The sequence below is a fragment of the Micromonospora sp. DT63 genome, from assembly GCF_049841615.1.
Taxonomy (GTDB): Bacteria; Actinomycetota; Actinomycetes; order Mycobacteriales; family Micromonosporaceae; genus Micromonospora.
In genome coordinates, this window is the sequence record NZ_JBNCKQ010000007.1 from 266,802 (window position 1) to 286,028 (window position 19,227).

Below are 19,227 nucleotides of genomic sequence, written 5' to 3' on the forward strand. Positions count from 1 at the left end.
CGGAGATGGCGACCGGGCCCGGGGCGGGCACCCGGCCGGGTTGAAGGGGTTCCGTGGCTGCATCAGGTGGTTTCGTCGACGGGGACGCCGGCTGGCCGTTCGTCGGCAGGGCACGCGAGCGTGACCGGGCGGTCGAGGCGCTCACCGCGTCAGCGGGTTGGGGGGTCCTGCTCACCGGCGATCCGGGGGTGGGCAAGAGCCGACTCTTGGAGGAGGTCCTGGCCGAGGCGCTGCGGCGCCAGCATGTCGTGTTGCGGGTCACCGCCACTCCGGGCTGGCGTGGCGTGCCGTTCGGCGTGCTCGCCAGCCGGCTGCCCCAGCCGTCGGACGCGAGTGTCGCCGACGTCTTTCGCGACGTCGAGCGCCGGCTGCGCGAGGTCGCGGCGGGCCGGGGCGTGGTGGTCGGGGTGGACGACCTCAACTGGCTGGACGACGCGTCCGGGGCGCTCCTGGAACGCCTCGTCGTGGGTGGCACCGTGCGGGTGGTCGCGAGTGTCCGGGGTGACGCCCTGGCCGCGGCGCCGGTCGCGGCGTTGCACCGCTTCCGCGCGGTCGACCGGGTCCACGTGCCGCCACTGGACCCGGACGAGACGGCAGTGCTGGTCCGCGAGGGTCTCGGCGGCCCGGTCGACGGCCTGACGGTCGGCGCGCTGTGGCGGATCAGTCAGGGCAACCCGCTCTTTCTGCGCGAGGCGCTCCGGTGCGGGTTGCGCGACGGCGGCCTGGTCCAGCGCGACGGGATGTGGACGTGGCCCGCCGAGTCGCTGTGCTCCACGCACCTGTCCGACCTCATCGAGCAGACCCTCGGCACGCTCACCGCCCAGGAGGCCGAGGCGTTGCGGTACGTCGCGCACGCCGAGCCGGCTCCGCTGGCGCTGATCGAGCGGACCGTCGATTCGCCCGTCGCGGAACGGCTCGAGGAGCGCGGCCTGATCCGCCTGGTCCGGCATGACACGGGCGTGCTGGTGCAGACCAGCCATCCGCTGTACGCCGAGGTGGTCCGCAACCGCACCGGGGAGCTACGGGCCCGCCGGCTGCGCCGGACCCTGGCCGAGGCGCTGGCGGGCGTCGACGGCGTCGGCACCGAGGCCCGGGCCCGGATCGCGGCCTGGCGCTGCGAGGCGGATCTGCCTGTCGATCCGGACGACCTACTGGCGGCGTCGGAGTACGCGTTGCGCCGCCACGACGCGCCGCTGGCCGAGCGGCTGGGCCGGAGGGTCGACTCGGCGCGGGGCGACTGGCAGGTGGGCCGGGCGTTGGTGGCTCAGGGGCGCGGCGACGAGGCCGACGGGCACCTGGCACGCGCCGCGGCCAACCTCGACGACGCGCGCGACCGCGCCGAGGCGACGGCGCTGCGAGCGCTGAACATGTACTGGGGAGAGCGACGGCCGGACCGCGCCCGCGAGGTGATCGACGGGGGCCGTCGTGACCTGCCCGCCGACGCGCGCGCCGGGCTGCTCGCGGCGGAGGTGGGTATCGCGGCGTTCGGCGGCGACGCGGGGGGCGCCCGCGCCCTGATGGCACGCCTGGCCGCCGACCGGCCCCGGGACCCGCTGTTGGCGACGGCGGTCGCGGCGTTGCTGCCGTACCTGCTGCTGTTCGACGGGCAGCCGGGGCAGGCGGTGCGGATGTTCGACACCGGAGAGGTCGACATCCCGGAGACGTGGCCGACGATGCGCGCCGCGACGCAGGCCTGCCACGTGCAGGCGCTGGTGCTGTCCGGACGACTGCACGACGCCGAGCGGCTGGCGCAACGCTACTACCGGGACGCGGTCACGCGGGGCGCGGCGGACGCGGTGGGTCTGCTCGCCTTCTCCCTGGGCAAGTGCGCCTACCACGCCGGGCAGATGCGGCGGTCGATGCGCTGGCTGCACGAGGCGCGGACCCTCACCGCCGACCGTACGCTGTTCCCGATCCGCGACTACGTGCTGTCGGCGAACGCGTACGTGGCGGCGCAGGTGGGTGAGCTGGCGGAGAGCGGGAGGTTGCTGCGGCAGCTCGTCGACGATCGCTCCGACGGCGGCGGGCCGCACGGCGGCGGGCTGGTGGCCATCGACGCCGAGCTGACCGCCGCCTGGCTGACCGCCGCGGAGGGCCGCCCGGCGACGGCCGTCGCCACGCTGCGGGAGTTGCAGGGGCGTGCCGGGCAGGCAACGACGGTCACCGTCGAGTGCCTGCACCTGCTGTCCCGCCTGGAGCCCGGGGCCGCCACCGCCGAGCGGCTGCGCACGGTCACCGCCGACTGTGACAGTCCACTGTTCGCGCTGTGGTCCGACTACGCCCACGCGCTCGCCGCCGACGACCCGGCCGCGCTGGAACGCGTCGGCAGCGCCCTGGAGGCGAGCGGCTACCTGACGCTCGGGCTGGAGGCCGTGGTCGCCGCCGAGCGGGCCTGCCAGCGTCGAGGCGACCAGCGCCGGGCCAACCTGCTGGCCCGGCGCGCGGACCTGCTGCGGGAGCGGTGCGGCGGATACTGGCCCCCGTTGAGCCCCCGGCCGTCGGACCGGGACGGGCTCACCCCCCGGGAGCGACAGATCTGCGAACTGGCCTCGGCCGGGCACGACAACGCCGCAATCGCGGCCAAGCTGGTGTTGTCGGTGCGGACGGTGGAGAACCACCTCCAGCGGGCGTACGTGAAGCTCGGCGTGCGGGGCCGCGGCGGACTCCCGACGGCGATCGGGGCGCAGCGGGCGGGGTAGGCGCGCGGGGGCTCACCCGGTGACCCGCTGGCGTCGGGTCGGACGACCGTGTGCCGTCCGACCCGACGCCAGCTGGCGTCGATCCGCTGGCTAGAGCCGGGCGGCGCCGGCCGCGGTGGCCTCCTGCACCGCCGAGGTACGACGAACCTCGGCCCGCTGGTCGCCCGCGTCGTCCCGGTCGGCGGCGGCCATCCGAGCCGCCCGGTTGGCGCCCGGCGCGGCCTGGTCGCCCGTCACGCCACCGCGGATGCGGTTGTTCGCGGCCACCTGCGCGGCCGGGTTGTTGCCCGTCACCGTCAACTGGCCGTTGATGATGTTGTCGTCGACGGTGACGCCGCCGGTGGTGGTGGTGACGCTGACGTCCGCGCCCCAGTAGCCGCCGGACGCGCAGCTGTCCAGAGCGCCGTTCGGGCCGAGCTGGACGCCGCCGAGGTTGCCGGCGAACGTGGCCCGACCCCGCACGGCGCTGCCGCACACGACACTGCCGGTGGCGCTGTTGAGCACCGACAGGGTGCCGTCGACGAACGAGTCGTGCACGTCGGTGTAGTAGGTGCCGGTGCTGCTGACGTTGCGCGTCACCTGGGTGCCGCCGTCGAGCCGTACCTCACCGGCGCCGACGGTGACGTTCCCGCCGATCGTCGCCGCCTCGGCGAACAGGAAACTGTCGATGGTGGCCGAGCCCTTCGGCCGGACGGTCACCGCACCGGTCTGGGCGTTGGAGAGGTAGACCCCGTAACCGCCGGCGGCCAGCACCACCTGGCCGTCGACGCTCGTCTCGGTGGCGTCGAGGTAGCCGTCGGCGGCGACGCGTACCTCGCCGCTGACCCGGCCACCGGTCACCACCAGGTTCGCGCCGGCGGCGACTGTGACGTTGCCGGTGATCGTGGTGCCGGTCAGCGCGCACGACTCACCGGCCGGGACGAGCAGGTCGTTGGGCACGGTCACCGCACCGCCGGTGCCGATGCAGTGGGTGACCAGGTCGGCGTGGGCGGTGGGCGCCACGGCCAGCACCGAGGCGGCGATGACGGCGGTCACGGTGGCCAGCTTGGCGACGGTACGTCCGGGCATCGTGGTACTCCCTGTCGATGAGATTCGGGTGCTCATGCGCCGACGTCCGATCCGGCCGCGGCCCGGACGATGGCGCCCTGCTGCCGCTTGGTGAGCGTTCCGGCGCTCACCAGAGCGGTGGTGACCGCCTCGACGTGTCGGACGAAGGCGGCGTGGCCGGGGTAGTCGGCGTGTTCGTCGATCAGATCGTTGATGGTGCAGCCGTCGCCGGTGTCGGCGTTGACCACGCCGGTGTCGGCACCGTCGATGATCACCGTGTCGCGGGTGTCGGACGCGGGGCAGGCGTCGGTGCCGTCGGCCACCACCGTGAAGGTGCTGGACTGCTCGGCGGCGGCGTTCCCCGCAGTGTCGGTCGCCCGGTAGCGCAGGGTGTGCGCCCCGGGGGTGCGGACGGTGACCGGGCCGGCGTACGCGGTCCAGCCGCCGGAGTCGAGCGCGTACTCGACAGACGCCACGCCCGAGCCGGCGTCGGTCGCGGTGACAGTGACGGTCGCCGCGCCGACGTAGGCGCCGTCGGCGTTCCGCTCGCCGGTGACCGCGGCGGCCACCGTCGGCGGCGTGTCGTCTTCCTCGGGCGGGGCGACGACGGTGAAGTGGGACATCTGCTCCGCCGACGTGTTGCCGGCGACGTCGGTCGCCCGGAAGTGCAGCATGTGCATCCCGACCGCGGTCACCACGACCGGGTTCGTGTACGCGGTGAAGGCGGCGTCGTCGAGGGCGTACTCGATGGTGGCGACGCCCGATCCGGCGTCGGTGGCGGTGAGTGTGGCGGTGGCCGTACCGACGTAGTTGCCGTCGCCGTCGCGGTCGCCGGCCAGCGCGGCCGTGACCACCGGCGCGGTGGTGTCCTCCTCGGTCGGTTCGACGATCCGGAACGACACCGAGCCGACAGTGCTCGTGTTGCCGGCCTGGTCGGTGGCCCGGAACTGCACCGAGTGGTCACCGACCGCGCTGATGCGCACCGGCTGGGTGTACGGCGCGAAGCTGGTGTCGTCGACCTGGTACTCGACGGTCTGCACGCCCGATCCGGCGTCGGTGGCCGCGACGGTCACCGTCGCCGCACCGACGTAGTTGCCGTCCTGGTCGCGGTCGCCCGACACGGCGGCGGTGACCGTCGGCGGCGTGGTGTCGTCGCCTCCCCCGCCGTCGGTGACCACCAGTTCGCCGACCATCTGGCTGTGGCCGGGGATCGAGCAGAAGTAGCGGTACCGGCCCGGGGTCAGCGTGACCGTCGCCTGGTGGCGGCCGTTGTTGGCGTCGAACGGGCTGGCCAGGATGTTGACTGTGACGTCGTGGTTGTAGCCCTCGGTGCTGGTGTCGAAGGTCAGGGTGTGCGGCATTCCGGTCGTGTTGCCGGTGGCCGCGCTGTTCTCCCAGATGATCGTCGCCGCGCCGGCCACCGCCTGGGTGGGCGCGGACTTGTAGCGGGTGATGTTGTCGTCGGCGGTCCAGGTCAGCACCTGGTCCGCGGCGGCGCGCGGTGCGGCGGAGGCGGGTGGCGCGGCCAACGCCGTGACCGTGAGCAGGAGCGCCGCCACCGCGGCCGTGAGTCGTCGGATCATCGTCTCTCCTAGAGCTCGCGCACGCGGATGTTGCGGAACTCGGTCAGGTCGTTGTCACCGTGGTTCTGCAGGCCGATGAAGCCGGACAGGAACTGCCGCAGGTCGGTGGGCGGATCGCCGGCCCGGGAGGACTCCTTGCCGGGCGTGTTGTCGAACTCGTTGATCACCACGCCGTTGCGGATCATCGTGTAGTGCTGCCCGACCACCCGGATCTCGTAGTCGTTCCACACGTTCTTCGGGGTGACGCCGGCCTGGGCGAGCGGCACCGGGTCGAAGTTGTAGACCGAGCCGGTCTTCTGTGGCTCGCCGGTCTCTCCGTCGTAGATCTGGATCTCGTGTCCGCAGTAGATCGCCATCCAGGCCGGCGAGGTCCGGGCCGACCCGACCGTGCCGCAGCTGCCCGGTGGCCGCTGCTCCAGTGGGGTTCGCAGGTCCGGGAAGCGGACGAACACGCCGGTGTTGGCCCGGTTGGTGCCCGGTGCGATGTCCTTGAACTGCACCTTCAGCGAGAAGTCGCCCAACTCCCTGGTGTGCCAGAGCATGCCGAGGCCGCCGCTGGAACGCAGTGCCCCGTCCGGCTGGATGCTGAACGATCCCGTCGGCGCCTGCTGCCAACCGCGCAGCGACTCGGCGGTGCCGTCGTAGAGCGGCTCGTATCCGGTGCGCCCGTCCCGGCCGATGTCGGACGCGGCGGCCAGGCGGGTGAGCGTGCCCGCTTCACGGGCGTTGAGCAGGCCGTCGTCCTGCATCGCGCGGGTCACCGCACTCACGTGCCGGACGAAGGCGTTGTGGTCGGGCCAGGTGCTCTCGTCGTCGATCAGGTCGTTGATCGTGCACCCCTGCCCGACCGTGCGGCTGGGCACGCCGGTGTCCGTGTCGCCGAGCCAGACCGTGGCCCGGGAGTCCGGCACCGCGCAGCCGACAGTGACTGTGGTCTGCACCGTCGCCGTCTCGCCGTCGGCGTACGTGACGGTGAGCTTCGCGGTGTAGGTGCCGACCTTGGCGTACGTGTGCCGGGGGTCCGCCTCGGTCGACGTGGTGCCGTCGCCGAACTCCCAGCGGTGGCTCACGCCGCCGGACTTCGAGCCGGTGAAGGCGATCGTCAACGGCTTGTTCTGCACGGCGACGGAGGTCGCCGCCGGTGCCGGGGTGGGCGCTCCGCCGGTGTAGGTGATCCGGATGAGCTTCTGGTTGGGGTGCAGGCTGAAGAAGCCGCCTCCGTAGTCGAGCAGGTAGAGCGCGCCGTCCGGGCCGAACTTGGCGTCCATCCAGCTCTGGAGTCTGGTGTCGCCGTTGCCGCTGGGGATGATGGCCCGCAGCGACTCGGCGTACACCGGCGGGGTGGCCGTCGGCACGCCGGCGGGGTCGACGGTGACCGCGACCCGGTTGGCGGCGTTCGACTGGTCGCCGATGAACCACTTCTCGTCCCAGTACGCCGGCCACGCCACCGTGCTGTCCGGATCGACCCGGTCGCGGTGGTAGGTGGGACCGGACATGATGGCCTGCCCGCCGCCGCGCAGGTACGGCTGCGTGTAGGTGGCGTCGGCCGCGACGTACGTCGGGAGGCCGCTGCCGTCGGTGCGCTTCGGGAAGACCGGTCCGCCGCCGTCCGGCGAGTACCAGATCATGTTGTCCCGGGCTGCCGGGATGTCCACCAGCCCGGTGTTACGCGGTGAGGTGTTCTTCAGGTCGCCGCAGTCGTACCAGCCGGTCAGCATCGTCGCGTCGGTGCTGCTGCGGTCCCGGTACGGCTGCCGGTTGCCCATGCAGTACGGCCAGCCCTGGTTGCCGGCCGACGTGATGATCGTGGCGGTCTCGTACTTGGCCGGGCCGAGGGTGGGGCTGGGCGACGAGGCGTCCGGGCCGACCCAGCCGGCGGTCAGCCACTGGTGCTCCGGGTCGATCTGGAGGCGGGCGATGTTGCGTACGCCCATCACGTAGATCTCCGGGCGGGTCTTCTCGGTGCCGGGCGGGAACAGGTTGCCCTCCGGGATGGTGTACGTCCCGTCCGCCTCCGGGTGGATCCGGATGATCTTGCCGGCGAGGTCGTTGGTGTTACCCGCCGTACGACGGGCGTCCTGGAACGAGATGCCCTGGTACTCCTGCGTCCAGTTGTTGCCGGAGTAGCCCTGCGACCCCTCGGAGGAGTTGTTGTCGCCGGAGCCGACGTAGAGGTTGCCCTTGGCGTCGAACGCCATGCCGCCGCCGGCGTGGCAGCAGCTGTGGATCTGCACCGGGAACTTCAGCAGGTCCTTGCGGGTGGCCTGGTCGATGGTCTGCGCCTCGCGGTCGTAGGTGAACCGGGAGACGGTGCGCTGCCCGACCCGCTTGACCCGGTCGATCGACTCGTGCGGCATCCAGTAGACGTAGAGCCAGCCGTTCTCGGCGAACTTCGGGTCGGGCACGATGCCGAGCAGGCCCTCCTCGTTCTTCACCAACTCCGAGCCGCTGCCCCGGTTGCCCATCACCTCCAGGGTGGTGAGCAGCTTGACCTGCCTGGTCCGCGGGTCCCAGGAGTGGATGGTGCCGCAGCCCAGGCCGACCTTCGGGTCGTTCCAGTCCGCGATCGGGCCGGTCGGGCAGGCCGCCTTGCCGACGTAGAAGACCGTGCCGTCCGGCGCGATGGTGAGCCCGTGCGGCTCGCCGATCTGGTCCAGCTGCCCGGTCTGGTTGGCGGCGGTGAGCCGCTCCACCTTGTAGTTCGCGGCGATCGTCGCCTGGCAGTCGCCGCGCACGCGGCCGGTGGTCCAGTTCAGCGCCCCGGCCAGGTGCGTACGGAACGCCTCCTCGCCGTAGCTGCCCTCGGTGTGGCCCATGCCGGTGTAGAACGACCGGCCGCCGTCGTAGTCCCGGCACCAGGACACCGGGTGGAACGGGCCGTTGGCGCCCGGACCCGGGTCGTAGTGCCGTTCCTCGACCTGGGCGAGGGTGTGCACGCTGCCGATCGGGTTCGGGTCCCAGTTGTCCCAGCGGTCCGAGCGGGTGAGGGTCAGCGGCAGCGACGCCGTGGCCGGGTGTTTGCGGTCCAGGATGTCGACGACGGCCCGGTTCACGGGGGTCGGCGGCGGCGCGGTGGCCGCGCCGGTGAACAGGCGCAGATCGGCGAGCTGGATCAACGGCTCACCGCTGTTGGCGGTGATGTTCAGCCGGTAGCGGCTGAACTCCTGCGGCGCGGCGATGTCGAACCGGCGGGTCTGGAACCGCTCCGCGAAGCTCTGGTTGGTGCGTCGGTCCAGATCGGACCAGTTCTGCCCGTCGCTGGAGCCCTGCAGGGTCCAGTCCTTCGGGTCCCGCCCGACGAAGTCGTTGGCCGACGTCAGCGCGTACCCGGTGATCCGCTTGGGTGCGGCCAGCTGGTACGCCACCCACGCGGTCGGGGTCCGGACCAGCCACTTGGTGTTGGCGTCGCCGTCGGTCAGCTTCTCCTTGGTCTCGCTCGGCGGGTTGTCACCGCTGGCGGTCACCCCGGCCACCGGCTCGGCGACCGGGATGGCGCCCGCCGGGCGGGCGCCGATCAGGCCGGTGAACCAGGTGGAGTCGACCTGCGCGCGGGCGGCGTCGGCGATGCCGACGAAGCCGCCGCCGGCCTTCATGTAGCTCTGGAGCGCCGCCTCCTGGTCGCGGTTGAGCGCGGCGCCCGTCGCGGAGAGAAAGACCACGCTGCGGTACGCCGACAGCCCCGTCGCGGTGAAGACCGCCGGGTCCGTGGTGGCCGTGACATCGATGTCATGACTGGCCGCAAGCTGTCGGATGGTGTCCACCGCGCGCGACACCGGGTCCTGTTGTTCGGCCACCGGCCCGTGGAACACGAGCACTGCCGTCCCGGGCGACTGTGCCGCCTGGGCGGCGGCCGCGGGTCGCGGCGCGGCGTTGGCCGCCGTGGCCGTGGCGGTGGCCGGAATGAGTGTGGCGAAGGCCGCTACCGCGGCGAGGGTTCGTCGTACGTCTCTGGTCATCCCCGTCCCCACTTTCGTCAGCTTCCGTGCGTGTGGGTGTGGCCCTGGAACCGGTGGATCGCCTCTTCGGCGCCGGGGGGCATGCTGCCGTCGGCGTTGCGCACCAGGAAGATCCCGGCCATGCCGCCGTCGGAGTGGTTCTGCACGTGGCAGTGGTACATCCACGCACCGGGTCCGACGCCCTCGCCGGCCAGCACCTGGAACCCGAACGAGCTGCCCGGGTTGAGGTCCTTGTTGTCGATGACCAGGCTCGGGTCGGCCGGCCCCTCCAGCATTCCGGTGCGGTTGTCCGCCCAGCGGTGCGCGTGCAGGTGGAAGGTGTGGAACAGGTTGCCGTGCCCGATGGCGAGCCACTCCACCCGCTGGCCCAGGTTCGCCTCGAACATCGGCGTGTCCGGGGCCATCCGGTTGTTGATCGTCATGTCGTGGAACACGACGGTGAACTGCTTGTCCGGCAGGATGTCGCCCCGGCGCCTGACGATCAGGGCGCCGTACAGGCCCTTCGCGACTCCGGCGGTGCCGTGGTCGGTGCCCATGGCGTGATCGTGGTAGTGCCAGTAGCCGGCGCTGCCCGGCATGTACCGGCGACCCGACGCGGCCACCATCTCGTGGGAGCGCCAGACGTACGTCCGGGTTTCGCCGGGGTTGTTGAACGAGGCGTTGAGCGGACTGCCGTCCGAGTCGGTGCTGTAGTCCACGCCGTGCGGGTGGATGGAGAGCCGCTGGTCGGTGGTGTTGACCAGGGTGATCTCCAGGGTGTCACCCTCGTAGATCTCCAGCACGGGCCCCGGCACGGTGGCCTGTCCGGGTGCGAGACCGTACCCGAACAGTCCGCCGGGCAACTGCTCGGCGTAGATGGTGACCTTCTTGGTCACTCCGGCGGCGGCCCGGGCCGGGCTGCCTCCGAACGCGTCGCCGAGCGTGGGCGCGGACGCGCCCAGCGCCCCGGCGGCGAGGGCCCCGGTGGCGATCAGTGATCGGCGGGACAGGTGGCGATGGGAGCCAACGGCGTGATCGTCCATGGGTCTCCGTTCCCGACCGGGCGAAGACGCGACGAGGGCAGGGTGCATCGACCGCCGAGCACAAGGCGGCAGCACGACTGAGGTGAGGATCGTCGCGGACTTCGCTCGGAAGACTCAGAACTTTCGATGGATGAACACAACTTATGTAATCCATCGACGAAAGTACAGGTCTGATTGCAGGAAGATTACCGCGAGATCACAACGTACGTCGATTGACCAGGCGATGTGGCGCGGTCAGACGGTGTGCCGGCCGTCCGTCGGCAGGCCGGGAACCTCCGGCGGCTCGGGCGACTCGGCGGGCTGACCGAGCCGCTCCACCCGGGTCGGGTCGAGGACCCGGGCGAGGAACGCGCGGGTCCGCTCGTGCTTCGGCGCCCCCAGCACCTCCTGCGGCGGCCCCTGCTCGACAACGACGCCGCCGTCCATGAACACGACCCGGTCCGCCACGTCCCGGGCGAACGCCATCTCGTGGGTGACCACCATCATCGTCATGCCGTCCTCGGCGAGCCCCCGCATGACGGTGAGCACGTCGCCGACCAGCTCCGGGTCGAGCGCCGACGTCGGCTCGTCGAAGAGCATCAGCTTCGGCTCCATCGACAACGACCGGGCGATCGCGGCCCGCTGCTGCTGCCCGCCCGAGAGCTGCGCCGGGAACGCGTCGGCCTTGTCGGTCAGACCGACCCGCTCCAGGTTGGCCCGTGCGATCCGCTCGGCCTCGGCACGACCACGCCGCAGCACCCGCCGCTGGGCGATGGTGAGGTTGTTCAGCACGGTCAGGTGCGGGAACAGGTTGAACGACTGGAACACCATCCCGATGCCCCGACGCACCGCGTCGATCTCGACGTCCGGGTCGGTCATCTCGACGCCGTTCACCCAGATCGTGCCGGCGGTCGGCTCCTCCAGCAGGTCGACGCAGCGCAGCAACGTCGACTTACCGGAGCCGGACGGCCCGATGACGCAGACCACCTCGCCCTGGCCGACCTCGAAGTCGATGCCCTTGAGCACCTCGAGCGAACCGAAGGACTTGTGCAGGTCGCGGATCTCGACGGCGGGACGGGACGGGGTGGTCGTCATGCGGGTCACCGGGCCTTGGCGTAGCGGAGTTCGAGGCGGCGCACCACCTGGGACAGGGGCAGGGTGATGACGAGGTAGGCGAGGCCGGCCACCAGCAGCGGCGTGGCGTTCACCCGGTCGTTGAGCATGTCCCGGCCGAACTTGGTGACCTCGATGGTCTGCGCCGTCACGCCCAGCACGTAGGCCAGCGACGAGTCCTTGGTGAGCAGGATGAGCTCGTTCGTCAGCGGCGGGATGACGATCCGGAACGCCTGCGGGATGACGATGGTGCGCATGGCGGTGAAGTGCGACATGCCGAGGGTGCGGGCCGCCTCCATCTGCCCCTTCGGCACGGCCTGGATGCCGGCCCGGATGGTCTCGGCCATGTACGCGGCGGCGGTCAGGCCGAGACCGATCGCGATCGAGCCGAACACCCCGCCGGGAATCTCCCGCTCCGGGAAGGCGATCGGGATGCCGTACCCGACGAGGAAGAGCACCAGCAGCGCCGGCAGACCCCGGAACAACTCGATGTACGCGGTCGCCAGCCAGCGGTACGGCGCCACCCGGGACAGCCGCATCAGCGCGAGGACGGTGCCGAACACGAGGCCGAAGGCGAACGCGCCAAGCGTGTAGAGGATCGTGTTGCGCAGCGCCACGGTGATGATCGTCGGGAACATCGACTCGATGATGTCGACGCGGAAGAACGCGTCCTTGAGCCTGCCCCAGTCCGCGGCGAAGAGCACCACGGCGATGATCGCGACGAAGACCAGGTACTGGATGCCGAGGGACAGTCGTTCCCGCTGGCGGCGTCGCAGCTTCACGTCGGCTCGTTGCCTTCCCGGAGTGTGTCGACGGGAAGGGCGCGCGAGACGCGCGCCCTTCCCCACTGAGCGTCGATCAGGCGCTGGGCCGCTTGCCGATCCACTTTTCGTAGATCGAGTCGTACGAGCCGTCCTGCTTGGCCTTGGCCAGCGTCTCGTTGATCTTCTTGAGCAGTTCCGGGTTGCCGTCCTTCTTCACCGAGAACCCGTACTGCTCGCCGGTGTCGAACTCGGCGGTCACCTCGAACCCACCCGGGTTCTTGCGGAGGTACTCGGTCCAGACCGGCAGGTCGTTGACGGCGGCCTCGACCTGGCCGTTGGCGACGGCCTGCTGCAGGGCGGCGAGATCCTCGAACTCGACCAGCTGCAGGCCCTTCTCCTTCTCGAACTTGCGGGCGTAGTCACGGCCGGTGGTGGCCGCTTGGACGCCGAGCTTCTTGCCCCGCAGGTCGTCGAGCGACTTGTACGGCTTGCCGGTCTTGACCAGCATCGCCTGCGTCGCGTCGAAGTACGGGTCGGAGAAGTTCATCACCTTCTGCCGTTCGGCGGTGATGGTCATGCCGGCGGCCGCCGCGTCGCACTTGCCGGTGTTCAGGTCCTGACCGGACTTGATCCCCTCGAACGGCGTGTCGATGATCGTCTGCTCGACGCCCAGCTCCTTGGCCACGAGGTCCATCACGTCGACGTCGAACCCGGTGACCTTGCCGCTGGCGTCCTTCGACTGGAACGGCGGGTACGGCAGGTGGGTGCAGACGGTCAGCTTGCCGGCCTCGACCAGCTTGACCCCGCTGGCCTGGACCTCGCTGTCATCCTTCTTGGCGCATCCCGCGCTCAACGCCAGAGCGGCGACCGCCGCGACGAGGCCAGCCTGACGGACTGCGCTACGGACTCTCACGAGTGTCCCTCCGGTTCGGCTCCCCTGTGACAGGAAGCCAGGTTGGTGCGAAGACGGTGTGACAGGGGACGGTACCTGATTCGACGAACGGTACCCAGATCACACGATGCAGCGGTCGTGCTGCGGTGACCGTCACAACCCGTGAACGGGACGGGCGGTCCCGAACGGGACGACCGGTCGCAGCGACCAGCGGCATTTGAGTATCCGACCCACCTCGAACGAGTAAGCAGCTGAGCCGGCCACCGCTGCGCCACCGCAGAAGCTGATAGACGATCAGTGCCACCGCCGCGTTGACCGATGAAAAAAACTGACCGTCGAGCCCGGCACACCCGAGGCGATCCCGGATGGGAGGGCACGGCTGAGGATGGACACCTATCCCACGACACCCCAGATGGCCTTCGCGCAGTTCGTGCGCCAGGCCGTCGACGACGCCCGCGAGGAGCACGGTTGGACCGTCGGCGACATCGCGCACCACACCGGTGTCAGCCGCTCGACGCTGTTCCGCTGGCTCGCCGGTGACTGGCAGCGCTACCCGGAGCTGGCGAAGGTCCGCAGCCTCTGCGCCACCCTCGGCCTCTCCATCGCCGCCGCGATCCGGCCGCTCGCGATGCCGAACGCCGTCGTGACGCCGCACGTGCTGGCGGAGGTCGAGGCGGACATGGGCACCATCCGGCGGCGGCTGCTCGACGACACGGTCTCCGCCGCCGACAAGCGCCGGATCCGGGAACTTCTGCGCCGCCTCGCCGGCCGCGATCTCCCGGTCGAGGGAGCGCCGCCGTCCACGACCGGCTCCGGGGCCGTCCCGCCCTCCCCCTCGCGGACGAGCGCGTCGCGGCGGTGACCCGACCGGCCGGGCAACCCCGGGCGGGCCTCAGCGGGCGGCGCGACCCGGTCGACCCGGGCCGGTGCCGGAGCGCCGGGAACCGATGCGGGGAGCCCGTACCACCGGGGTGCTGGCGGCTCCGGGCCGGAAGTCCCGCGCGGCGGCGGCCACCATGTCGTCGGTGTCGCCTTCGAGCCGCTGGCGGACGTCAGCCGGGATGATCTCGGACGTGGCCATCGCCAGCCGGACCTGCACCGAACGGTCGTCGACCAGGGCCTCCAGATCCGCCTCGTCCAGCTCCAGCGCGCGGACCAGCGCAACCCGCACGTCGACCGCCGGGTCCCTGGCCAGAGCGCCGCGTTGGGCGGCGGTGGTCCGCGGGTTGCGGGCGAGCCCCTTGCGGACGCGGACGGTGCGGTCGGCCAGCAGGGCGACGATGACATCCGGGTCCTGAGTGTGCGTCGCGAGCCGCTCCCGCACCTCGGGTGAGACATCGTCGACCAGCCGGGCGGCCAGCTCGGGCTCCAACTCGCGGGACTCGGCGAGCAGGCCCCGAAGCTCCTTGTCGGGCGCGGCGGCCATCACCCGGCGGACCGACTCGTCGCAGGCCGGGTTGCCGGCGACGGCCCAGCGGACCCACCGGTCCGCGTCCTTGACCAGGCGCAGGAGATTGCCGGCCGACGTCGCGGGATTGCGCGCCACGGCCTCCCGGACATGACGATCATGGTCGCGGGTCAGCGACCGTAGGGCCTGCGCGGGCGCGTCCGGCCGGGCCGCGACCGCCTTGCGGACCGCTGTCGACGCATCGGATGCCAGGTCGATGAGGGTCATCTGTGGCGTTGCGGGGTCGTTTGCGACGGCGAGCCGCGCGTCCGCCCCATCACCGGTTGGACGGTCGGCCGTGGCACCCGACCCGCTGTCCCGGTCGGCCCCGCCGACGTGCTGCTGCTTGCCCATGGGCGCAATCATGGCACGCGCAGGACCGGACCCCGCGCGGCAAGGCTGCGCGCAGCCGCTGGTACGCGGCGAGCCGCCGAGGGTCAGTCGTGGCGCGGGGCCACCAGACCTGACTCGTACGCGATGACCACGAGTTGGGCGCGGTCGCGGGCGTGCAGCTTGGCCATGGCCCGGTTGATGTGGGTCTTGGCGGTCAGGGGGCTGATCACCATGCGCGCGGCGATCTCGTCGTTCGACAGGCCCTGGGCGACCAGGACGACTGCTTCACGTTCGCGGCTGGTCAGCTCCCGCAGACCGGTCGGGGCTCGCAGGTGACGCGGCTCGGCGACGTACCTGTCGATGAGTCGGCGGGTGATCGAGGGCGCGAGCAGCGCGTCACCCCGCGCGGCGACGCGTACGGCGTGCAGGAAGTCCTCCGGCTCGATGTCCTTGACGAGGAAGCCGGCGGCGCCGGCGCGCAGCGCGTGGAAGACGTGTTCGTCGAGGCCGTAGTTGGTCAGGATCACGACGTGCACCCCGGTCAGGGCCGGGTCCGCGGCGATGAGCCGGGTCGCCTCGATGCCGTCCAGCACCGGCATCTGGATGTCGATGAGCGCGATGTCGGGCAGGTGACGCCGGGCGAGAGCGACCCCCTCGCGGCCGTCGGCGGCCTCGGCCACCACCTCGATGTCGTCCTCGATGTCCAGGAGGGCGCGGAAGCCACTGCGCAGCAGCGCCTGGTCGTCGACCAGCAGGACGCGGATCATCCGGGCGGGCCGACGGGGAGTTCGGCGTGGACGGTGAAGCCACCCTCGTCCCGGGGCGCCGCGTGGAGGCGACCGCCCAGGGCGGTGACCCGTTCGCGCATCCCGAGCAGCCCGACTCCGGGCGTCGGCACGGCGGCCAGCGTGGCATCGCCGTCGTCGTCGACGCGGATCGCGAGGGCGTCCGGACGGTAGTCGACCCGGACCGACGCCGTGGCCGCGGCGGCGTGCCGGGCGACGTTGGTGAGGGACTCCTGCACGATCCGGTAGGCCGTCCGGTCCACCGCCGCCGGCACGGCGTGTCGTTCGCCCTCGACAGTCAACGTCGCGTCCAGCCCGGCCATCCGGGCCCGCTGCACCAACTCCGGCAGGTGGTCCAGGCCGCGCGGCGGGTTCCTGCCGTCGTCCCGCAGGGCCTCCAGGGTCGCGCGCAACTCCCGGCTCGCCTCACGGCCGGCCTCCCGGATCGCCAGCAGCGCCTCCGGCACCGCCTCGCCGCGCCGGCGGGCCAGGTGCACGGCCACCTCGGCCTGCACCTTGATGATCGAGATCTGGTGGGTGAGGGAATCGTGCAGCTCCCGCGCGATGTGCAGGCGCTCCTCGTCGGCGCGGCGTCGCGCCGTCTCCTCCCGGGTGCGCTCGGCCTCGTCCGCCCGCCGCTCGGCCTGCCGCAACGCCTCACCCGCGGCGCCGGCGGCGATCAGCCACGCCAGTTCGAGCGCGCCCCGGGCCCGGGCGAAGGCCTCCCCCGGGGGCAGGTGCAGCGGCGGGGCTAGGGCGGTGAGGGGAAGAGCGACGAGCATCACCACGGCGGCGACGACCGTGACGACCCGGTGGCCCGCCCGCACGCCGGTGTAGACCGCGAAGAGGAAGGCGACCGCCGGCACGTCGAGACCGACCGCCTGGTAACCCACGGCACACAGCCCGGTGACGGCGAGGACGGCGACGGGCGCCCGACCACGCGCCGCAAGCGCCAGACCGCTGGCCACCAGCAGCGAGTAACCCAGCAGGTCGCTGTCGACTGTGGAGCGGTCCGCGGACCGCCCGGCGACCAGCAGCACCGCCGCCACACCGACGGCGATCGCCGAGTCCCGGAGAGCTGCACGCCCTGTGCTCATGCGCGCACCCTAGCCCGACCTGCGGCGTCAGCGACTCCTGCGCACGACCGAGAGGCGTCTACCGCGCCTGCGGTAGTCGGGCCGCAGGTGCGCCGTGCGCGGCAGCCGCCTGCGCCGGTGGCGGCAGCGCGGAATGCCTCCGGCTGCCGGACGACCCGCGGCCCAACCGGCGACAGGATCGAACGACAACCAACGAAACGTACGACGAAGGAGAAGCACATGCTCCCCTCAGGAAACCCGAAGCGGGCCCGACTGGTGTTCACCGCTGCCGCGTCCACGGTGGCCGGAGGGCTGGCCGCGCCGGCCGCCGCGTACGCCTCGTCCGTGCCGTTGGCGGCCAGCATCACCACCATGAGCGCCGGGCGACTCGGGGCGAGCGTGGGCGGTCTGCTGGGCCTGACCGGGGTGATCGTCGGTGCGTGGGCCCTGGCCCGGCCGACCAGTCGCGTCGGCACCGGCAGCGGGCTGCTCGGCGCGACGGTGGCCCTGGCGACCGGGCTGGTCGGCGTCGCCCTCGGCGCGCTGGTGGTGGCGACCTCCGACGGCGGCATCGGCACGGGCAACGGGCGCGGCGGGGCGTACGTGGCCCTCGTGGTGGGGTTGGCCGCGCTCGGCCTCGGTGGACTGGCGCTGAGCCGCACCCGCAGCTGAGGGCGGGTCAGCGGCCGAACGCGAGGTAGAGCCCCAAGCCGAAGTTGACGACCAGGATGACGGCCCCGACGACGGCGCCCCAGCGCTGCCACCTGGTCCACCGGCCCGTCCTGCGGGAATCGACGAGACCCGCCTCCTCTATCCGGACGGCCGCGATCTTGTCCCGCTCCACGGCGTCCCGACGCCCCGAGGCCACGTTGGCGCTCAGGAGGGCGGCGTTGGCGCGAAGCTCCTCGGTGAGAGCCTGCAACGCCCGGGTCATCGAGTCGATCGAACCGTTGATCCGGCGCAGATGCTCGTCGTGCCCCTGCAGGCGCTGCTCGATGCGCCCTGCCCCCACCCCGCGTTCGTAGGCGGCCGCGTTCTCGCTGCTCTCGGTCACGGTCGTCCCGCCGCTGGTGGTGGCGGGACGGCCGTCATCCGAGTTGACCGATACGGGGTTGTGGTGCCTGCGAGCTGCACGATCGGTACCTCCTGCTGGCCACCGCAGCGCCGACCGGATCGCCTGCCCCACCGGTCGGCGGTGGTGCGACGTCCCACCCCGCTGAGGCCCCTCGGGCCTCGAAACATCGCCTCCGTGCATCAGTCGTACCACCGGCGGGCCGAGAAATCACCTGCTGAGATCCGACAAAGCCGCAGGTCAGAGGCATCAACTAGACCCGCGGCAGACCGCTCGTCGTCAGACGCGTCGCGCACCTCTGCGGAAACCCAGGATGACGACAACACCCACCGCCAGGTGCATCAGCACGAGGGCGACCCTGGTGCCGGCCGAGGCGTCGACAAGCGATGCCGGCACGAGCGACAGCACGAGCACGGCGACGGCGATCGCGGTCCAGATCGTGGTGGCGCGACCCGAGAGGCGCTCGAGCACCGCCAGCAGGCCCCAGCCGAGCAGGGCGGCGAGTGCGGACGTCAGGAGCACGGCGAGCACTGTGACGTCCTTCGGGCCGGCGCCCTGGTCGACGGTGAGCTCAGCGCCGCCGACGGTGGCGATCAGCCACACGACCACGGCGGCGAGCACTGCGGCAAGGAGGGCGATGGACCGGTTGCGCACGCGCGACGCGCCGTCGGCGGCGCGGGGCATGGAGGCTTCCGCAGACATGACATGACTCCTTTGTGGAGGGGATCGACAGTCGGGATCGAACCGTATCAGAATGTTCTGTTCTTTACTATCTTGTTCTTAACTTCCTCGCGAACGAAGAGATGCTCCGCTCTGAGATAGTTCGAATCACGAACTAGTTGTTAGGCTGCCGTCATGACGACCGGCACCTCCGGGCCCGATGCCGCGGCGCCCGACCTGATGTTCCTGATGTCCTGGGCCACCCACGCGCTGGCTCAGGAGCACGCCGCCGCCCTCTCCGGCCTGGGCATCTCGACGCGGGCCTACTGCGTGCTCGATCGCGGCCGCACCGGCGAGTTCACCCAGAGCCAGCTCGGCGACATGTGCGGCATCGACAAGACGACGATGGTCGTCACCCTCGACGAGCTCGAACACGCCGGCCTGGTCGAACGCCGCACATCGACGACCGACCGACGTGCCCGCATCGTCACCGTCACGCCCGACGGCGAGCGACTGGTCGCCGAGGCGCGGCAGATCGTCGCGCGGCTACAGGGCGACATCCTTGACACGCTCCCGTCGCACGACCGGGGGATCTTCCTGGACGTGCTCGGTCGACTCGTCGACGGCCGGCTGTCGACGTTCGTGCAGACCGACCGTCCGGTCCGCCGACGGTCCTCCCGGGCAGCCTGACCACCGCTGCGCCGACCGCCCGGCGATCAACTGTGGCCGGTCGCAGACCAGCCGGTTCGGCACGCCGGCGCGACTAGACTCGCAACCGGCGTCGAACGGGGGAGCATGT

15 protein-coding genes and 1 pseudogene are annotated in these 19,227 nt (G+C 71.7%); 4 read left to right on the forward strand and 12 right to left on the reverse strand.

Annotation, left to right across the window (positions count from 1 at the left end; translation table 11 throughout):
- Nucleotides 1–53 precede the first annotated feature (53 nt).
- Nucleotides 54–2,699: an AAA family ATPase gene (locus ACLQ27_RS25155; RefSeq protein ID WP_357574851.1), complete on the forward strand. Its 2,646-nt coding sequence runs from the start codon at nucleotides 54–56 to the stop codon at nucleotides 2,697–2,699.
- Between the two features lie 90 nt (nucleotides 2,700–2,789).
- Here ACLQ27_RS25155 and ACLQ27_RS25160 read toward each other — a convergent pair whose 3' ends face one another.
- From ACLQ27_RS25160 to ACLQ27_RS25190, 7 genes are all read right to left on the reverse strand, one after another.
- Nucleotides 2,790–3,767 (reverse strand): hypothetical protein, encoded by a 978-nt coding sequence (locus ACLQ27_RS25160; RefSeq protein ID WP_357574850.1) that lies wholly within the window; start codon nucleotides 3,765–3,767, stop codon nucleotides 2,790–2,792.
- A 32-nt stretch (nucleotides 3,768–3,799) separates the two neighbouring features.
- Nucleotides 3,800–5,329 carry a cupredoxin domain-containing protein gene (locus ACLQ27_RS25165; protein WP_357574849.1) on the reverse strand — a complete coding sequence of 510 codons (1,530 nt, stop codon included), beginning with the start codon at nucleotides 5,327–5,329 and terminating at the stop codon, nucleotides 3,800–3,802.
- A gap of 8 nt (nucleotides 5,330–5,337) precedes the next feature.
- Nucleotides 5,338–9,285: a ThuA domain-containing protein gene (locus tag ACLQ27_RS25170; protein ID WP_425868948.1), complete on the reverse strand. Its 3,948-nt coding sequence runs from the start codon at nucleotides 9,283–9,285 to the stop codon at nucleotides 5,338–5,340.
- 17 nt (nucleotides 9,286–9,302) lie between these two features.
- Nucleotides 9,303–10,307, reverse strand: coding sequence for a multicopper oxidase domain-containing protein (locus ACLQ27_RS25175; RefSeq protein ID WP_234581746.1), 1,005 nt, complete (start codon nucleotides 10,305–10,307; stop codon nucleotides 9,303–9,305).
- 234 nt (nucleotides 10,308–10,541) lie between these two features.
- Complete coding sequence (locus tag ACLQ27_RS25180; protein WP_425868950.1) at nucleotides 10,542–11,381, reverse strand: amino acid ABC transporter ATP-binding protein; 840 nt, start codon at nucleotides 11,379–11,381, stop codon at nucleotides 10,542–10,544.
- Between the two features lie 5 nt (nucleotides 11,382–11,386).
- A complete protein-coding gene (locus tag ACLQ27_RS25185) occupies nucleotides 11,387–12,181 on the reverse strand; it encodes an amino acid ABC transporter permease (protein ID WP_234581748.1) in 795 nt (264 codons plus the stop codon).
- Nucleotides 12,182–12,257: 76 nt separating this feature from the next.
- On the reverse strand, nucleotides 12,258–13,076 hold the full coding sequence (locus ACLQ27_RS25190; RefSeq protein ID WP_357489605.1) for a basic amino acid ABC transporter substrate-binding protein: 819 nt from the start codon (nucleotides 13,074–13,076) through the stop codon (nucleotides 12,258–12,260).
- Nucleotides 13,077–13,440: 364 nt separating this feature from the next.
- On the opposite strand from ACLQ27_RS25190, the pseudogene ACLQ27_RS25195 reads away from it, so the two are divergent.
- Nucleotides 13,441–13,833, forward strand: a pseudogene (locus tag ACLQ27_RS25195) (helix-turn-helix domain-containing protein); the annotation flags it as partial.
- Between the two features lie 114 nt (nucleotides 13,834–13,947).
- Here ACLQ27_RS25195 and ACLQ27_RS25200 read toward each other — a convergent pair.
- The 3 genes from ACLQ27_RS25200 to ACLQ27_RS25210 all read right to left on the reverse strand — a co-directional run bounded on the left by ACLQ27_RS25200 (nucleotide 13,948) and on the right by ACLQ27_RS25210 (nucleotide 16,717).
- Nucleotides 13,948–14,856 carry a hypothetical protein gene (locus ACLQ27_RS25200; protein ID WP_357489604.1) on the reverse strand — a complete coding sequence of 303 codons (909 nt, stop codon included), beginning with the start codon at nucleotides 14,854–14,856 and terminating at the stop codon, nucleotides 13,948–13,950.
- An 83-nt stretch (nucleotides 14,857–14,939) separates the two neighbouring features.
- A complete protein-coding gene (locus ACLQ27_RS25205; protein ID WP_425868953.1) occupies nucleotides 14,940–15,602 on the reverse strand; it encodes a response regulator in 663 nt (220 codons plus the stop codon).
- The gene (locus tag ACLQ27_RS25210) at nucleotides 15,599–16,717 is read right to left on the reverse strand and encodes a sensor histidine kinase (protein WP_425868955.1); all 1,119 of its coding nucleotides are present in this window, start codon (nucleotides 16,715–16,717) and stop codon (nucleotides 15,599–15,601) included. Before ACLQ27_RS25210 ends, ACLQ27_RS25205 begins: the two co-directional genes overlap by 4 nt.
- Nucleotides 16,718–16,936: 219 nt before the next feature.
- Between ACLQ27_RS25210 and ACLQ27_RS25215 the strand changes: the two genes are divergently transcribed.
- Complete coding sequence (locus tag ACLQ27_RS25215; RefSeq protein ID WP_425868957.1) at nucleotides 16,937–17,368, forward strand: DUF6223 family protein; 432 nt, start codon at nucleotides 16,937–16,939, stop codon at nucleotides 17,366–17,368.
- A 7-nt stretch (nucleotides 17,369–17,375) separates the two neighbouring features.
- Here ACLQ27_RS25215 and ACLQ27_RS25220 read toward each other — a convergent pair whose 3' ends face one another.
- Nucleotides 17,376–17,750 carry a hypothetical protein gene (locus ACLQ27_RS25220; protein WP_357489598.1) on the reverse strand — a complete coding sequence of 125 codons (375 nt, stop codon included), beginning with the start codon at nucleotides 17,748–17,750 and terminating at the stop codon, nucleotides 17,376–17,378.
- Between the two features lie 297 nt (nucleotides 17,751–18,047).
- Nucleotides 18,048–18,470, reverse strand: a complete 423-nt coding sequence (locus tag ACLQ27_RS25225; RefSeq protein ID WP_425868959.1) for a DUF6069 family protein — start codon at nucleotides 18,468–18,470, stop codon at nucleotides 18,048–18,050.
- Between the two features lie 153 nt (nucleotides 18,471–18,623).
- On the opposite strand from ACLQ27_RS25225, the gene ACLQ27_RS25230 reads away from it, so the two are divergent.
- The gene (locus ACLQ27_RS25230) at nucleotides 18,624–19,118 is read left to right on the forward strand and encodes a MarR family winged helix-turn-helix transcriptional regulator (protein WP_425868961.1); all 495 of its coding nucleotides are present in this window, start codon (nucleotides 18,624–18,626) and stop codon (nucleotides 19,116–19,118) included.
- Nucleotides 19,119–19,227: the final 109 nt, after the last annotated feature.

Excerpts from the sequence above, each read along its gene's own strand:
- ACLQ27_RS25175 (WP_234581746.1), bottom strand. The coding sequence starts at position 10,307 with ATGGACGATCACGCCGTTGGCTCCCATCGCCACCTGTCCCGCCGATCA.
- ACLQ27_RS25160 (WP_357574850.1), bottom strand. The coding sequence starts at position 3,767 with ATGCCCGGACGTACCGTCGCCAAGCTGGCCACCGTGACCGCCGTCATC.
- ACLQ27_RS25200 (WP_357489604.1), bottom strand. The coding sequence starts at position 14,856 with ATGGGCAAGCAGCAGCACGTCGGCGGGGCCGACCGGGACAGCGGGTCG.
- ACLQ27_RS25210 (WP_425868955.1), bottom strand. The coding sequence starts at position 16,717 with ATGAGCACAGGGCGTGCAGCTCTCCGGGACTCGGCGATCGCCGTCGGT.
- ACLQ27_RS25180 (WP_425868950.1), bottom strand. The coding sequence starts at position 11,381 with ATGACGACCACCCCGTCCCGTCCCGCCGTCGAGATCCGCGACCTGCAC.
- ACLQ27_RS25230 (WP_425868961.1), top strand. The coding sequence starts at position 18,624 with ATGACGACCGGCACCTCCGGGCCCGATGCCGCGGCGCCCGACCTGATG.
- ACLQ27_RS25165 (WP_357574849.1), bottom strand. The coding sequence starts at position 5,329 with ATGATCCGACGACTCACGGCCGCGGTGGCGGCGCTCCTGCTCACGGTC.
- ACLQ27_RS25225 (WP_425868959.1), bottom strand. The coding sequence starts at position 18,470 with ATGTCTGCGGAAGCCTCCATGCCCCGCGCCGCCGACGGCGCGTCGCGC.
- ACLQ27_RS25205 (WP_425868953.1), bottom strand. The coding sequence starts at position 15,602 with ATGATCCGCGTCCTGCTGGTCGACGACCAGGCGCTGCTGCGCAGTGGC.
- ACLQ27_RS25215 (WP_425868957.1), top strand. The coding sequence starts at position 16,937 with ATGCTCCCCTCAGGAAACCCGAAGCGGGCCCGACTGGTGTTCACCGCT.
- ACLQ27_RS25170 (WP_425868948.1), bottom strand. The coding sequence starts at position 9,285 with ATGACCAGAGACGTACGACGAACCCTCGCCGCGGTAGCGGCCTTCGCC.